We start from the raw sequence: 16,069 nt of genomic DNA, 5'->3' as shown, positions 1-16,069 counted from the left end.
CCCGAGCGGCCAAAGGGATCAGACTGTAAATCTGACGGCTCTGCCTTCGAAGGTTCGAATCCTTCTCCCTCCACCATCATTCAAGAAAACCCGGTCTCGCGCCGGGTTTTCGCTTTATGCCATTCTCATCACACTTTTCCGACCTTGTCAGATCTGACAGTTGCAATTGCATCCCATCTTGCTCATCGTGGCATCATCGACATCAGAGTGTTCACATCATGTTTGAAGTCTGGGACGAGCATGGTCACGCCACCGGTCTGACACTGCAGGCGCTCAAAGTCAGAATCAGCAACGACTATCAGGGTGATCTGATGGTGCGCTACAGCAACAAGCTGGGACTCCCCACGACCCTCTTTCTGACCATTCATCAGGGCGTTGCCTATCAACGCTTCAAAGCGGGCTCGCCAAAACTGGATTGGGAATGGCTGGCCACCGCAGGCAATGGCCACAGCCCCCGCAATTTTATGAGCGAACAGTTCCCCTTACTCCAGCTCTCCCTCGATAACTGAATGCCCCTCTCTTTCGCTCAATAACGTCAATTCATCGATGATTTGCTGTAATTGGGTACGAAAGCGTGTCAGCTCATCGGTACAAGCTGGCGATCCAAACTGACGGATTTTTTCTTCCAATCGCCATGCCTGTTCAGCCAATTCCGGCGCCATCATCATGCTGATGGTCCCCGCCTGACGATGCACCCAATTGGCCAATGCATTGTCATCAAGTGGCTCCTGCACCATCGACTGTTCAAGCTCCTGGCGAAATAGTGGAAACATCTGCTGCAACTTGTCACCATGACCAAAAAATGCCTCCATAGCTGCAATATCAATCAAGGTTGGCGCGGGTAAGATCTGCCACTTCTGCAACATCTGGTGCAGAGCATCCAGCAGCACCGGTTTGCCCAACAGATCGTCCATGCCCGCGGCAAAACAGCATTCAGCCTGTTCTGGCAACACATTGGCCGTCATGGCGATGATCAGCTGCCGCTCGCCTTTCTCTGCAGCCCGTATCCTGCGGGTGAACTCATAACCATCCATCACCGGCATCTGACAGTCACAGAGCACCAGCTCATAGGCATGCTGCGCGACCATCTCGAGAGCCTGCTGGCCATGCTCTGCCACATCGCAGTTCATCCCAAGTTGCCTGAGCTGGCGTATTACCAGCGACTGGTTGAGGGGATTATCCTCCACCAGCAATACCCGACAGGGCTGCATGGGTGCGCTCTTTCGCATCGCTTTCGTTGCCGTCCCATCGCTCAAGCCAAGCTGGTGATAGCAAACTTCCCGCACGGCATGCCAGGTCATGGGATTGCTGTTGAGGGTGCAACCCTCCTCATCACAACGATAACCGAGGGGGGTTGCCAGCGGCAGCACCCGGATGACCCTGTTGCCCGCCAACTCATGGTCTGTGAAACGCAACTGAGCATCACCAGACTCCGACGTTCGTGTTACCCCCAAGGCATCAAGTTGCAACAACAGGGTGTGGCACAGCTTCTCGTCATGGAGATCGATGTGGGCTTGCACGCCATTGAGACGAGGATCCGGCTCTCGCTGTGCCAGCACTGGCAACGTGACCGTCAGGCTGATGAAAGTGCCCAGCCCAGGGGCACTCTCCAGCCGGATCTCGCCACCCATCAAGGTGGCCAGGGTCTGGCAGATACTCAGGCCCAAGCCGGTACCACCATAACTGCGGGTGGTGGAGCTCTCTGCCTGTTCAAAGGCATTGAAGATCCGGCCAAGCGCCTCTGGGCTCATACCGATGCCGCTGTCGCGCACACCGAAGCACAATTGCTGTTGCCCCTCCCCCTGCGACAGCAGTTGCACCGAGATCTCGATAAAGCCCCGCTCGGTAAATTTGATGGCATTGCTGACAAAGTTGAAGAGGATCTGGCGCAGACGCAGCGTATCACCGCTCACCCGGGCCGCCACACCGGCATCCGCCCAGAGGTAGACGCGCAACCCCTTGCGATGTACTTCGCTCACCGTCATGGTCAGCACGCCGTCAAGCAGCTCCCGGACAAGAAACGGCGCTTCTTCGAGTTGCATCTTGCCCGCTTCCAGCTTGGCGAAGTCGAGCACGTTGTCGATCAGCGCATGCAACCCCTGGGCACCGCGGTTGATAACCTCCACCATCTGGCGCTGATCCTGGGTCAATTCGGTAAAGGTGAGCTGTTCCGCCATACCGATAATGCCATTCATGGGCGTGCGAATTTCGTGGCTCATGGTGGCCAGAAACTCTCCTTTCTGGGTGGCGGCAGACTCTGCTTTGGCCTTGGCTCTGGCCAATGCAGCCTCAACCTGATGACGACGAACTATCTCCTGACGCAGCCGCCAGTAAGCCACCGACAACACCAGAATAAAGAGCGTGATTGCCACCCCGGCGGGCAGCAGGGTTCGCACCAGTTTCGCTCTGGGGATACCTTCGCTGTAATTGAGCGCCAGCCAGCTGTTGCGTATCTGGCGCTTCTCCTTGTCGCTCATGCTGGCAAGCACCCGGTTGACCAAGGGTAGCAAGGGGACGTAAGGCTCACGTACCGCAACGGCCAACTCATCCTTGAAGGGGGTGGGCGCGGCAATATGAAGTCGGTCATCAAACTGCTCGGTGATAAGACGGGAGACCACCACCAGATTGCCGATATAGGCATCTCCCTGCCCCGCAGCGACACGAGCAAGCCCCTCGTTGGCACTCTTGGTCGTGATCAGTTTAAGGTCAGGCACCATTGCCCTCAGCTGGGGGATCAGCATGCTGTCGGTCAGCAACAGCTTTTTACCAGCCAGATCAGAGAGATCCCCGATCGGAATACTACCGCGCGCCGTCACCAGCACCATCGGGAATGATGCGAAGGGTTCGCTGGCATGCCAACCCACCAGCCGCTCGATAATGCGAGCGGGTAATACCGCCAGGTCGACTTCGTGATGCAGCAGTTGCTGTTGCAGGTCAGGCCAATCCTTTACCGATATTCGGCTGTAAGCCAACCCCAACTTCTCTTGCAACACCTTCAGATAATCCGCTATCAAGCCGACCGAATTGCCCTCCTCATCGAGATGGGAGAAGGGCACCCAGCCGGGGATCAGCCCCAGCTTGAGCGGTGGCAGCATCGAGAGCCAGCCACGCTCATCAGGACGCAGTAAAAAATGACTGTGCCCCATAAAGTTGGGCTCCAGGCTCTCCCCCAACCAGCGTTTCTCCAGTTCACTGCGCGCCTCGACCGTTAGCGACTGAATGGCAGTATCAAGCCGGATGGCAAGAGTGTGTTTCTGGCTGGCGACGCCAAGATGCAGGGTTTCCATCAACAAGGGAGACTGGGCAACCACCGCCAACGCCGGGTGACGCTCGATAAACAGATTGGCCACATGAAGGTTACCGATGTAGGCATCTGCCCGACCTTGCTCAACCGCCTGCAATGCACGGTGCGTATCGACAAAGAGTCGCGGTGTGACATTGGGATAGTGCAGCTTGACCAGCTTCTCGGTCAGAAAGCCTTTTTCGATGGCAATGCTGGCGGACTGCAACTGGCTCACATCCCGAAACAGGGGGCTGTCCTGGCGCACCACCACCACAGTCGGCGAAGTGTAGTAAGGTAGGCTATAGGTGACACACTGACGCACCTCAGAATTAAATGCATCGAGCAGGATATCCAGCTTGCCACGGCAGGCATCGGCATACATGGTTTTCCAGTCAGGGTAAACCTGCCAGGCAATCCGGTAGTCAAGCTTTTTGGCTATTTCCTCCATCAATTCAACACTGAATCCAGCGGCGACCTTGCCGTCCCACTGCTGGAATGGTCCCCATCCGCCAGCCAATATGCCCACTTCAATCGTTGGTACAGAATGTACCTCCGCCGAAAATACGGAAGGCGTCAAGGATAAAACAGCGACAATAATTATGAATCGTTTGATTAATGACATAAGCGAACAATATATAGACATAACGATTCACATATATTTATAAAAAGATATATGCACCTGAAAAAATAGGGTGCGCACGGTAGTATAGAAATGTAAGCTTTGATAGCCTGAATATTATTCACCGTTTTATAAGAGGCTCATCCATGTCCTTCCAGATTATTCTTGCCGATGACCACCCCTTGATTCTGACAGGGATCCGCAGCCTGATTGAACAGATAACCCCTAATTGCGAAGTGGTCGCCGAGGCATATCAGGTATCTGATTTGCTTAATTTATTACAGCAACATCATTGCGATCTGTTGATCACCGATTTCAACATGCCTGGAGATATCCGCTGCGATGGTATGGTCATGATCCAGCAGTTGCGTCGGGATTATCCCAATATGCCCATTATTGTGCTGACCCAAATCCAGAACAACGCCATATTGCAATCTCTTATTCAGGCCGGGATAAATGGCCTAATATTGAAAAAATCGGTCGTCACTGAATTGGCAGATGCCATTCGTCAAATATTGCTTGGCCATCGCTATATTGGCCCTGCGGTAAAAGTACTGCTGGCCAATGCAGGCCTCGCCCATCACGACAACATCAGCCCACTGACAGCCAAAGAGAGCGAAGTTGTACGCCTGCTGGCCAGCGGCATGTCGGTCACGCAGGTTGCCGACTACCTTCATCGCAGCGTCAAAACCATCAGCACCCAGAAAAAGAGCGCCATGATACGACTAGGTATTACCAGCGATAGCGCCCTCTTTGACTATGCCAAAAGCAGCGGACTCTATTAATCAATAGCCGCATCAAATATCAGGGTAACATCACCTTTAAAGGAGGAGCCAGGGTATTTCATCATCTCGGCGACCGTCCCACCCACAATCTGAAATCGAATCGCTCTGGCAGCATTGATAACCGGAATTCCCTGTACAGGAAGTACAAATCTGGTTTTATTTGTAGTCAACAGAAATATTTCATTTATGCTGTTAACATAGTGCGTTTTTAAAGGCACTGTTCGCCCCTTGCTATCTTTTAATGCGCACTCGCCACTAGTAGACCATTGATATTGGCAACGCAGTGAGACAGTAAATGGGGCACTAAACCATATTCGAAAAGGAAGATCTTGCTGCAATATGCTTGGCTCTCGCTTTCCACTATGAATCCAATTACTCCACCCACCTGGTGGCAATAAGGTTACTTGGCTATGGCCATCGCTATCTCCTTTGGGAAAATCAACTTTCAATTGATGACGGACTGTCAGTGTAAATTTAAGTTCATGCTCTGTTCCCCCAGAATAAGTTGCATCACCCAGGTCAATATCCTTATTACGCCCCACCATTATTTTTAAACTACCGGTATACTTTCCGTTTGACATAGTCAATGGATTAGGTGCTTTGATACGAAAGCCATAATTCAGCCAATCGACAGAGTATGATGTTCCATCACCAAGTTGGCTATTGTGATAGCACTCAGACGCACCATTTTGAGCTAAATCATTAATAGAATATAAAAAAAGTTGCCCAGTTACTACAGACCCGAACCACCCCCAAGTACTAAAGCTTTGATAGCAATCACCACCAATAGTATGCATGGGCCATCTATTATTATTGACAATTGGATACTCCATTTTTATTACCTTGGCACCTATATTGGTTGGAATAAACGCCAATTCATGGTGTTCTCCATTGTTGCTGTTCGTCAACGTCACTTTTTTAGGACCAGAAAGTCGATAGTAACTTAGGTAGTTCTGTTTACCCTTCGCCGAATTTATTGTTTTTGCTATCGACACTGGGAGTTTTACTATAACCGATGACTCTAGCGGCTTCTGTGGGTCACAATAAGAAATCGGTTGACCGACATCGCACGGAGTGGTGTTGATAAAACGCCCACCACTCACTTCATAGCTCTCAGGTTTATAGTCTGCAGTAATATTAATCACATCAGCCAAAGAAGAGTGACTAAACATCAGTAGAACTAATATTTTAATGGTTTTCATTTTTTACAGTCACACCTGGTGAACATATTAACTCTCCCAATATAATAATCTCCGATGCCTCCGTGCGGCTCTGCACTCCTGATGAGTTGTTGCAATGGAGGGTACCATTGTGTTCCACGCTAAATTGCGGCTGTCGTCGGCTCGCTTCCAGCGCAAAGAAGCCATCATTTTCGGTAAATGCCCGCCCTATAGGGTTACTGACCATGGCACCACGCAGCGGCTGGCTTTGCTCGTCCAGCAGGCGACCAATCACAGTAACGGTGCTCACAGCATTCACCTGGCCATAACCCACCCCGCCGCGATTAAGATGGTAGGGGAGCACGGTGGGCTTGATGGTGAGTGGCATCCCCTCGTGGTCGGCCATCTCCAGTTGCAAGGCGCCACTTTGCAAGGCTGGCACCGAGACCAGATGACGACCGGGCCCAAGGGTCTGTACGCTGCCCAGATCGTCGTTGACCCGGATCCGCGCTGCCTCATCATCGGCCGCAATATCGAGGATCATCGCCGCCTCATTGCCCATGCCGCCCGTATCGCGGAAACCGAGCGCCAGATCCCCTTCATGCCCCAGCGCCAGCACACTCTCCAGGTTGACGCCGCCGGTCACCTCTGCGTTATAGGAGGAGTGCTGGGCAAACAGGTCGCCACCCAACCAGGACGACGCGAAACGACCATAGCCGGATAGACCGGTACCATAGCTGTCATGGGTGCTGCCCACGCTGACCTGACGCAGCGGCCCCCAATCCACCTCCTGCTGGTAGTTGAGATAGGCGCTGCGCTGGGCACCGCCCGAGCGTGAGGTATTGCTGCCCAGCCCCAGCGACAACTGGCGATCATCTCCCCCCAAGTTGATAGTGAGACTCAGCGTGCTACCGCGATCCCGCTGCTGCGCCGTGCTCTCGCTGCCGGGACGATCGAACAGGGTCACCCCCCAGGTCACCCAACGCCCCCACAACCGATCGCTATAGTGCCACCCCACATCAGCACCATTGCCACGACCAGACTGGTGAGAAACATAGAGACTGAGGGAGCCCCACTTTTCCAGCGACTGTTGCAGTGACAGACTGGACACCGCAGTTGCTTCAACCTGCTTGCGCAGATTACGCGAATGGCTGGCCACCAGACTGCTGTTGCCATGCCAGTAGATCCCCTGCAGATCGTAGCCCCACCCCATGCCAACACTCTGATTGAGAGAGGCAAAGCCGTGAAGCTGACTGGTCGCCTCCCAGTCGAGCGAGAGGGAGTGCTGAGCCCGTCTGTCCACATACTGGCTACCCGCCCCCACCACCAACGAAGGAAGCAACAGGTGGTTCACCGCTACGCCGCCACTGGCCCCCTCCAAATCGCTATCACCTTGGCGTACCAGCCAGCGGGTCTGGCGTCCGGCAAACAGGTTGAAGCGCCACGGCTCCTCTGGCGTCTGCCAGTTGGAGGGTTTGTAGATCATCTCGCGCCAACGGCGGGTCTCCTGACCATCCTCCAGCAACCGCAGTTCTACCTCGTAGATACCTCCGGGCAGCGATCGGGTATCAAGTGCCTGCAAACCCGATACGACCGGCTGGGACTGGATCAGGTTGCCGTCACGATAGATCTCCACCATGCCCGGCCGGGCCGGAGCCACCCGGATCGGCGCCAGACTGGGTACACCGCGCTCCCGGCGCAGCAGATCCGAACTGCCCCACATCATCCCGAGCACGGTGGGGGTCGCGCCACTGTAGTAGTTCGGCTGACGTACCAACCCCTGAGCTGAGGGAAAGAAGAAACCAAGGCGATAAAAATTGGCCTCATGGAGTCGCTCGCCATAAAGCTGAGCCAGGCCCACTTCACTCGATTGCCCCTCCTGCCAAGTGGCATCCCCCTCCATAAAGGGGGTCCACTGCCCCAAGCTGCCCTCCAGCTGCAGGTTGTAGTGACCGTTGCGCTGACTGCCCTGTACCAGGTTCAGCTGGTTCTGGACCAGCAACCCCCTGCTCTCTTGAGGCAATGCTATAAAGCGCTGATCCCGTGCCTCCTGTTCTACCTCACCGGTCAGCACCGAGAGCTGGGACTCCTCCAGGCTGTATTGCAACCCCACTATGCCTTCAGGACAGGTCCGGCCACACTCGCCGAGCGGCTGCTGGGCTCCCAGCTTGCTCAACCAGCGTTCACGCGCCCCCTCGTCAAAATCGCTCTCCTGCACATCCACCAGTGAAAGCAGCTGTACCGAGTTATCCCGCCCGAGCAGCACTTCCCCATCCCCCAGCAGGCGACCGTCGACGGTCACCCGCACCATCAGGGGAACACCAAAAAAGTGCGCTTCAAACCCTTCTGGCAACTGCCGCGCCTGTTGCAGCAACAGTGCCGGGTCTGCCGCCGCCAGTGAGGCAGAGAGCAACGACCCGAGCAAGAGAAGAAGAGAACGAACCATGAAGAACAACCTGAATGCCTGGAATATCAATTAAAGGGGGCCTGATGACCCCCACATACTCATGTCAGCTGCCTTGAGCAGGCGGTGCCGGCGGTGCCTCCGATTCAAACATCATGCTGACAATCCCCTGATAGTTGCCGGGCTTGTAGCCACCGGTTGGCGCCGCGGCCGGAATAATCTCCAGCCCTACCTGTTTGCCAGTATTGGCATCTGCCTGATTCAGCAAGTCAGCAGATGTAGTGGTCAGCGCAACGCCTGCCACCTTGACCGTCAAGTCGATACTCTCCTTGCCGCTGGCCATGGTTGCGGGATAAACCAGATAACCCTTGATGGGACCAATGGTGCTCTTCATCTCCAGCTGCTTGGCCAAGGGATCCAGCTTTTGGCTAAAGGGGTTGAAGGTCAGTTTCTGTGGGGTACTCATCCAGTCACCCACGGGTTGCACATAAAAGTGTTCGGTCGGGATCTGCGCCGTTACCGTCACCGTATGCTCGATGCGCTCGGCCGCCATCAGCGATCCGCTCGCCAGCAACAGGGCGGGAAAAAGCGATACCATCTTCATAGTCACTCCTTAAGGTGTGATTGTCGTTCTTGTGATATATCGGGATTCAGAGCTTGAACTCCCTGAATGCCGATTTTTTCCCTTCGATCAGTTCAAAACGAACCGTCCGGGTTGCCTCTTGACTGACCCGCATTTTAACGCCGGGCAGCAGATGCATCTTCTGCGGTTGACTGCATGAGCTCTCTTTTTGGTCACACAGTTCCAGATAATCGAGAATAACGGTGGCATTGCCCCGGTTCTCCACATAGAGAACACCGTTTTTACGGTCAATACGGGTGTCATAACGGGTCTCTTTGGGGGCCACAAAGAGAATGGTGCCAAAACCGGTCATGATGCTGACCCCGGCGCTAATTTGTTGCTGTGGTGGTAATTCGGTTATTTCATCGTCCTGTGGTTTGACCGGCACAAAACGCACCCGAAAATAACGTTCTCGCTCCCGCACTCCCATATAGATAAAACGGGTAGCCTGCATACCACCTGCCGGAATAATCAACCGTGATGGACTTGTCACCAGCTGACGAACGCCCTCCTCCGGTAACTCCCGCTCCTTCGGCACGCCATCGGCACCATATATAATTTCGGCCAGCGTTATTTTGACAAAGGCCGTCTCATCACCAAGATTTCTAACCCGCTTGAGCAGCGTAGTTTTTTCTGCCGACATATAGTCATATAAGGTGCCAACGCTAATATCAGGCGATGCCAAGGCATTGCTGCTGAATATAAGCAGCAATACAGTAAAAATCTTATTCATGAATAATTATCACTCTGTAAAAACGATAGAGAGTGGTGCCTTCATTCATTGAAGGCTCCGAAAAATATACGAATTCCATATATGCAGATCGCCAGATGATCATATTTGGCTCGGCGATTCGTCATTGAGGCCAGTTTAGATAATCCACACAGCGGACTTAATCGGAATAATCTGATACTGCCAAAGTATTTTTTCTGCAAACAATCAGACAATTCCTACAGCCAGCTTTCAACATCCTCCCCTATTATCCGAAATCATCTCAGTCAGCAGGGAAGTGACATGTTTGCGTTTAAAGAAGAGTTTCCGGTCGGTGACGTGGCATCCCTGACGACAGCGGACATTGCCGTGCCATTTTATCAGCCAATCGTTGACCGGGATCGCCAGATCATCGGCTTTGAGGCGCTGGCCAGACGCTGGGAACCCCGCCAGCAGCGTTATCAGGGAATAGACTTTCCCTCTCTCAGCAGTGAAGAGTCCCTGCATGTGGATATCGTTATGCTCAGAGCGATTTGGAGTGATCTGACCGCGCTGGCACGCCATGCTCCTTGCTCCCTCTCGATAAACCTCAACCCCGCTTTTGAGAGCCCTACATATAAGAACCTGCTGTTACTCACCCTCTTGCAGGCCCGCAAGCTGGATATTGCAATCTGGTTCGAGGTGGTGGAGTACGCCCCGCTAGAGCGCAAGGAGTTGGCCCTGATCGAAGTACTGCGCAGCCACGGTGCCCATATCGCCTGCGATGACTTTGGCACCCAGGAGTGCAATTTTCAGCGAGTGATGGCGCTCCCCTACGAGGTCATCAAGCTGGATCGCTCTCTGCTGCTGCAAGCGACCAGGAGTAGCCATGCCTTGCGCATGCTGACCGGACTGGTGGAGTACCTGCAGCGACTCGGCATGAAGGTGGTGTGCGAAGGGGTGGAAAACCAGACCCATATCGAGATTGCCGATCAGCTCGGCTGTGACTATCAACAGGGTTACGTCTACGCCATGCCCTCCCCCCTCTCCCGTTGGGCCTGAGCGGCGGTTTCATTTCGGCATCCTGTCGGCTCGCGCAGCCAACAATGTCCTGCCAAATTGCATGATGACGTGGGGGCGAGTACAATCTCGCACCCCGAATATCCGGCGCATCTTCTGTAGATAGGCCCGGATATGCCGTCATCGGGTCGTGCTGCATTGAGCCTCCTCTCGGAGGGCATCTTGCACCACAACTCAACCACTACGATGCCATCAGGTGGCATCGTCCTGATTTGCAATCAGATATAAAGAGTCCGCCATGTTTAAACCAGAATTGCTCTCCCCCGCAGGTTCCCTCAAGAACATGCGTTACGCCTACGCCTATGGCGCCGATGCCGTCTATGCCGGCCAGCCCCGCTACAGCCTGCGGGTGCGCAACAACGAATTCGATCACGAAAACCTGCAGCTGGGCATCAACGAAGCCCATGCACTGGGCAAGCAGTTCTATGTGGTGGCCAACATCCAGCCCCACAACTCCAAGCTCAAGACCTTTATCCGCGACATGCGCCCTGTGGTGGAGATGAAGCCGGATGCGCTGATCATGTCCGACCCCGGCCTTATCATGATGATGCGTGAAGCCTTCCCGGATATGCCCATTCACCTCTCGGTGCAGGCCAACGCGGTCAACTGGGCCACGGTGAAGTTCTGGCATCAAATGGGCCTGACCCGCGCCATCCTCTCCCGCGAGCTGTCGCTGGACGAGATCGAGGAGATCCGCATGCAGGTGCCGGAGATGGAGCTGGAAGTGTTCGTTCACGGCGCGCTGTGCATGGCCTACTCCGGCCGCTGCCTGCTCTCCGGCTATATCAACAAGCGTGATCCCAACCAGGGCACCTGCACCAACTCCTGCCGCTGGGAGTACAAGGTGCACGAGGGTAAAGAAGATGACGTGGGCCAGATCGTCCACCGTCAGGAGCCCATCGCAGTGCGTCCGGACAACACGCTAGGCCTTGGCAAGCCGACCGATGCCCTTGTGCTGCTGGAAGAGTCCAACCGCCCGGGCGAGTACATGAGCGCGTTCGAGGACGAGCACGGCACCTACATCATGAACTCCAAGGACTTGCGCGCCGTCGAGCACGTCGAGCGACTGACCAAGATGGGCGTTCACTCCCTGAAAATCGAAGGACGCACCAAGTCTTTCTATTACTGCGCCCGTACCGCTCAGGTTTACCGCAAGGCCATCGATGATGCGGTGGCGGGTCGTCCGTTCGACCGCAGTCTGATGGGCACTCTCGAAAATCTGGCCCACCGCGGCTACACCGAGGGCTTCCTGCGCCGTCACAACCACAGCGAATACCAGAACTACGACTACGGCTACTCCGTCTCCGACACCCAACAGTTTGTCGGCGAGATCACCGGTCGCAAAGGTGACATGGTCGAGGTCGAGGTGAAGAACAAGTTCCTGGTGGGCAACAACCTGGAGCTGATGACCCCGCAGGGCAACGTCCGTTTCAATCTGGAGCAGATGGAGAACCGCAAAGGGGAGCTTATCGACACAGCGCCGGGCAACGGTCACGTGGTCTATGTGCCGGTTCCCAAAGATCTGGATGTGAACTTCGGTATCCTGCTGCGCAACCTCGGGGATCGCGAAGACACCCGCAACCCCCATACGGCGGCCTGAGATGGCGCTGCTCATCACCGACAAGTGCATCAACTGTGACATGTGCGATCCCGAGTGCCCCAACCAGGCTATCAGCTTGGGTGAGGAGATCTACGAGATCGACCCCAGTCGCTGCACCGAGTGCGTCGGTCACTATGAGAAGCCGACCTGCATCAGTGTCTGCCCTATCGACTGCATCATCTGGGATCCCGCTCATGTGGAGACCGAAGATCAGCTGATGGAGAAATTTGTGCGGATGCACCGGCAGTAGCGGATACACAGACCGTAAAACGAAAAAAGGCCGAGCAATCGGCCTTTTTTGATCCTGCGTGCAGCGGCTGGCCATCACTTGCCGACCAGCCGGATCAGTTTGTCCAGCTCACGCTGGGCCTCCAGCATCCGGGTCTGGGACTCCTCCAGCCTGGCCTGCCGCTTGGCAATCTTCTCCGGTTTGCCACTGACTCTCGCCTCCTGCAGTTCAAGGAGACGCTCATCCACCTCGCCACGCAGTTTGTTAACCCGCTCTTTCTGCTCCTTGACCAGACCTTCATCGGTACAGTTGGCCTTGATATTGCGCGCGGCCTGTTCCAGCCCGGCAATCTGCCCGGCGTTATTGTGTGCTTTGGCAAACACCAGCTGGTCATTGATGGCCTGCAGACGGGCCTTGCAACCGACCGCCTCACTGCCAAAGGCCTGACCCGCCAACAGCAGCAAGCCGGCTCCCAATACTTTCCACATCTCGATTCATCCGGTCTTGTTTGCGAGCTGACCATAAAAACCTCGATCGGAAGCAGGGTCAAGCAAGCGGGAAAAAGGTGCGACAGAAGTTGTGCAACATCACGCAATTGCCACCCTGTTGGTTCTACAATGGCGCTCTTTCCAATCGGGAGTCTGTTATGAATCAACAAATTGTGGTCATTGCCAACGGTGCCCCCTATGGCAGCGAATCCCTGTTCAACGCCCTGCGTCTCGCTATCGCCCTCAACGAACAGGGTGGTGCCAGCCTGAAGCTGTTCCTGATGTCCGATGCGGTGAGTGCAGCGCTGGCCGGTCAGGCACCGGCCGAGGGGTACAACCTGCGCCAGATGCTGGAGATCCTGCTGGCACAGGGCGTCACCATTCGCCTGTGCAAGACCTGCACCGATGCCCGTGGCATCACAGCCCTGCCGCTGATCGAGGGCATTGAGGTCGGCACCCTGCCGATGCTGGCCCAATGGACCCTGGCTGCCGACAAGGTGCTGACCTTCTGATCACCCCCTCCGGATCTCTTGCTCCTTTAGCTCTCATCTGACCCTCCATGGCCCCCGCCATACGGGGGCATTGCGCGCGCCGCCAGTCTCACTGACTACACTATCAGTTGCCACGCTTACTTGTTTGTCCCACCTCACGGACAGCGTAACGCCCAGTAATAAACCGAGGACGACGATGAATCCGACCGAACAGACCCTGCTTGAGCAGATGAGGATCACCGACTTCGAAATTGCCCATCGCAAGGAGTTATTGCTGCTCAATGAGCAGGATGTGGCGCGGCTGGCAAGTTATTGCAGCAAGATAGAACCACGGATCGACGCCCTGGTGGATCGCTTCTACCAGCAGCAGACGGCCATCACCGAAATCGCCCTGTTGATCGGGGATGCTGATACCCTCATACGGTTGCGCACCGCACAACGGCGCTATGTGCTCGATCTCTTCAGCGGCCATTACGATCTGGAGTACGTCAACAACCGGCTGCGGATCGGGCTGGTTCACAAGCGGATCGGGGTCGAACCCAAGCTCTATCTGGCCGCCATCAACACCCTCAAAGCCCTGCTGATCGAGGATATGTTCGAGCAGATCCGCGATGAACCGGAGCGCCTCGTCATGCTGGCCGCACTGGACAAACTCTTTCTGTTCGACATCACTCTGGTCTTCGAAACCTACATTCGCAGTCTGGTATCGGAAATAGAGTCATCCAGAGAGAAATCGGAGAACTATGCCAAGAGTCTGGAGCAGAAAGTACGCGAGCGTACCAAGCAACTGGAGGAGCTGAACCGCACCGATGCCCTGACCGGATTGCTCAACGTTCGCCACCTCAACGAGCAGTTGCTGCTAAGCCTGCGCACCTGTCAGCGCCGTGCCGAACCCATGGCCATCGCCTATCTCGATATCGACAACTTCAAGCAAATCAACGATACCGAAGGTCACCAGCGCGGAGACGAGATCCTGCGCATCGTTGGCCACTGCATCCGTCAGGTCTTTCGCGCCGAAGACAGCTGCTTTCGTTATGGGGGAGATGAGTTCTGCCTGATCCTGCCCAACTGCAACGAGAGTCAGGCCCGGGATATCTATCTCAAACGATTGGTCAACACCGTCAAGGAGCAGCTGGGCGATCTCACCCTCAGTATGGGCATAGTGCAGACCGGGCCGGAGCACTACGACGACGGGCTAAACCTGATCCGCCTCGCCGACGAGAGGATGTACGCAGCCAAGAAGGCGCTCAAAGAGAAGACGCCGGGTAGCACGCACTGAACATTCAGCATCACAGATCCCCGCATTAACCGGGTCAGCCCCGCTCAACCACAGACGTGGCCACTGCGGGACGCTGTACTCTGGCCCCCCACTCATAGAGCGCAAAAATCGCCACACAAAGCATCGCCATCAGCACATAGAGCCACTGACCGCTCCACTGCTCGAGGATCCAGCCTCCCAGCAGGGCGCCGGCGGCTCCTCCCAACCCGGCCAGTGCACTGGCGCCAAAATAGCTTCCCTTGAGGTGGGTGGGGGCCATCTGGTCGATCAGCACGTTGAGCAGGGGGAAGAGGATGGTCTCGCCAATGCTGAGCAGCAGCACGGCGCCAAACCAGTGGCTGCGCACCATCGGGTCCCCCAGCGCGAAGAGCAGTTGGGCCGCCAGAAAGAGCGCCATGCCGATATGAAGCCGCACCCGCACCGGCCAGCGCGACAACAAGCGCAGCAGCGGAAACTGCAGCAGCACCACGGTCAGGGCGTTGGTCGCCACCAGCAGGGCAACCAGCTCGGCCACCTGCGGCATACCGGCCCGGGTCAGGTACTGCACCAGCGGCGAGTGAAACTGGGAGTAAACCAGCACCATCAGGAGATTGGCCATCACCAGCAGCAGGAAGGCGCGATCCGCCAGCAACACCTTGATGGCATCCCGCAGTCCGGGGCCAGCAGCACCCGGCTTGCCTGTGCTGCCAGCCCGGCGAAATCCCCAGCCAAAGGCAAGCGCCAGCAGCAAATAGCTCACCACCAGAAACAGGAAGGTCTCCTGCTGGGCGTTGATCCCGAGGGTCACCCCGAGCAGCGGCCCCAACGCCGCCCCCAGGTTGAGCAGAAAATAGCGCAGGTGCAGTGCCAGCTCCCGCGCCTTGGCCGAGGCCAGACTGTCGGCCATCAACGCCTTGCCGGGGGCATCGATGAGCCCCGACGAGAGGCCGCTGCCCATCACCCCGACCCCGAGCCAGAACACCTCGTGCGAAAAACCTAGCAGGCCGAAACAGATCATCGCCACCAGACAACCGGCCAGCAGTATGCTGCGCCGCCCGAAGCGATCAGAGAGCCAGCCGCCGTAAAAGCTGACCAGGGTAGAGAGGGCCATTGAGCCCCCCAGCAACAGGCCGATGAAGGTGGCCGAAAGGTCATACTCCCGATAGAGCAGAATGGAGAGGAAGGGCCACACCATGTAGTAGCTGGTACGCACCATAAAGGTGCCCAGAATGACGATCCAGACCAGCGGGGTAAATTGCCTGAAGGTGCTCCATGACATCGCTTTGCTCCATGCCCCGCAGCTCTTACCACAAGATCCTGCCATAAACGGGGAAAGCATTCAGTTGTAACAGAGGGCCTCAA

At 55.7% G+C, this 16,069-nt stretch carries 14 protein-coding genes; 7 read left to right on the top strand and 7 right to left on the bottom strand.

Annotation, left to right across the window (positions count from 1 at the left end):
* Positions 1–218 precede the first annotated feature (218 nt).
* Complete coding sequence (locus OKC43_RS07980) at positions 219–509, top strand: hypothetical protein (protein WP_042082561.1); 291 nt, start codon at positions 219–221, stop codon at positions 507–509.
* Here OKC43_RS07980 and OKC43_RS07975 read toward each other — a convergent pair.
* On the bottom strand, positions 483–3,926 hold the full coding sequence (locus tag OKC43_RS07975; RefSeq protein ID WP_236271625.1) for an ATP-binding protein: 3,444 nt from the start codon (positions 3,924–3,926) through the stop codon (positions 483–485). The two genes, OKC43_RS07980 and OKC43_RS07975, sit on opposite strands and share 27 nt — an antisense overlap.
* Positions 3,927–4,048: 122 nt before the next feature.
* Here OKC43_RS07975 and OKC43_RS07970 point away from each other — a divergent pair, with 122 nt between their 5' ends.
* Positions 4,049–4,687, top strand: a complete 639-nt coding sequence (locus OKC43_RS07970; RefSeq protein ID WP_236271624.1) for a response regulator — start codon at positions 4,049–4,051, stop codon at positions 4,685–4,687.
* Here OKC43_RS07970 and OKC43_RS07965 read toward each other — a convergent pair.
* The 4 genes from OKC43_RS07965 to OKC43_RS07950 form a co-directional block, all read right to left on the bottom strand.
* Complete coding sequence (locus OKC43_RS07965; protein WP_236271623.1) at positions 4,684–5,889, bottom strand: hypothetical protein; 1,206 nt, start codon at positions 5,887–5,889, stop codon at positions 4,684–4,686. The genes OKC43_RS07970 and OKC43_RS07965 overlap by 4 nt on opposite strands.
* A complete protein-coding gene (locus OKC43_RS07960; protein WP_103250810.1) occupies positions 5,876–8,293 on the bottom strand; it encodes a TcfC E-set like domain-containing protein in 2,418 nt (805 codons plus the stop codon). The genes OKC43_RS07965 and OKC43_RS07960 overlap by 14 nt, the downstream gene beginning before the upstream one ends.
* 64 nt (positions 8,294–8,357) lie before the next feature.
* Positions 8,358–8,855: a CS1 type fimbrial major subunit gene (locus tag OKC43_RS07955; RefSeq protein WP_103250809.1), complete on the bottom strand. Its 498-nt coding sequence runs from the start codon at positions 8,853–8,855 to the stop codon at positions 8,358–8,360.
* Positions 8,856–8,901: 46 nt separating this feature from the next.
* Complete coding sequence (locus OKC43_RS07950) at positions 8,902–9,606, bottom strand: hypothetical protein (protein ID WP_236271622.1); 705 nt, start codon at positions 9,604–9,606, stop codon at positions 8,902–8,904.
* Positions 9,607–9,885: 279 nt separating this feature from the next.
* On the opposite strand from OKC43_RS07950, the gene OKC43_RS07945 reads away from it, so the two are divergent.
* From OKC43_RS07945 to OKC43_RS07935, 3 genes are all read left to right on the top strand, one after another.
* Positions 9,886–10,623: an EAL domain-containing protein gene (locus tag OKC43_RS07945; protein ID WP_270804007.1), complete on the top strand. Its 738-nt coding sequence runs from the start codon at positions 9,886–9,888 to the stop codon at positions 10,621–10,623.
* 256 nt (positions 10,624–10,879) lie between these two features.
* A complete protein-coding gene (trhP, locus tag OKC43_RS07940) occupies positions 10,880–12,241 on the top strand; it encodes a prephenate-dependent tRNA uridine(34) hydroxylase TrhP (RefSeq protein ID WP_270804006.1) in 1,362 nt (453 codons plus the stop codon).
* Position 12,242: 1 nt separating this feature from the next.
* Positions 12,243–12,491, top strand: a complete 249-nt coding sequence (locus tag OKC43_RS07935; RefSeq protein WP_005334896.1) for a YfhL family 4Fe-4S dicluster ferredoxin — start codon at positions 12,243–12,245, stop codon at positions 12,489–12,491.
* Between the two features lie 74 nt (positions 12,492–12,565).
* On the opposite strand, the gene OKC43_RS07930 is transcribed toward OKC43_RS07935, so the two are convergent.
* Entirely contained in the window at positions 12,566–12,958 is a 393-nt protein-coding gene (locus tag OKC43_RS07930) for a DUF1090 domain-containing protein (protein ID WP_270804005.1), read from the bottom strand.
* A gap of 158 nt (positions 12,959–13,116) precedes the next feature.
* Between OKC43_RS07930 and OKC43_RS07925 the strand changes: the two genes are divergently transcribed.
* Positions 13,117–13,470, top strand: a complete 354-nt coding sequence (locus tag OKC43_RS07925; protein ID WP_005334901.1) for a DsrE/DsrF/TusD sulfur relay family protein — start codon at positions 13,117–13,119, stop codon at positions 13,468–13,470.
* Positions 13,471–13,645: 175 nt separating this feature from the next.
* Positions 13,646–14,728: a diguanylate cyclase domain-containing protein gene (locus OKC43_RS07920; RefSeq protein WP_270804004.1), complete on the top strand. Its 1,083-nt coding sequence runs from the start codon at positions 13,646–13,648 to the stop codon at positions 14,726–14,728.
* Positions 14,729–14,762: 34 nt separating this feature from the next.
* On the opposite strand, the gene OKC43_RS07915 is transcribed toward OKC43_RS07920, so the two are convergent.
* Positions 14,763–15,986: an MFS transporter gene (locus OKC43_RS07915; protein ID WP_270804003.1), complete on the bottom strand. Its 1,224-nt coding sequence runs from the start codon at positions 15,984–15,986 to the stop codon at positions 14,763–14,765.
* Positions 15,987–16,069: the final 83 nt, after the last annotated feature.

It is taken from the genome of Aeromonas sp. Y289-2 (genome assembly GCF_027705925.1).
Lineage (GTDB): Bacteria > Pseudomonadota > Gammaproteobacteria > Enterobacterales > Aeromonadaceae > Aeromonas > Aeromonas veronii.
The sequence above is the reverse complement of the archived record's forward strand: the minus strand, read 5'-3'. Positions and strand labels throughout refer to the sequence as shown.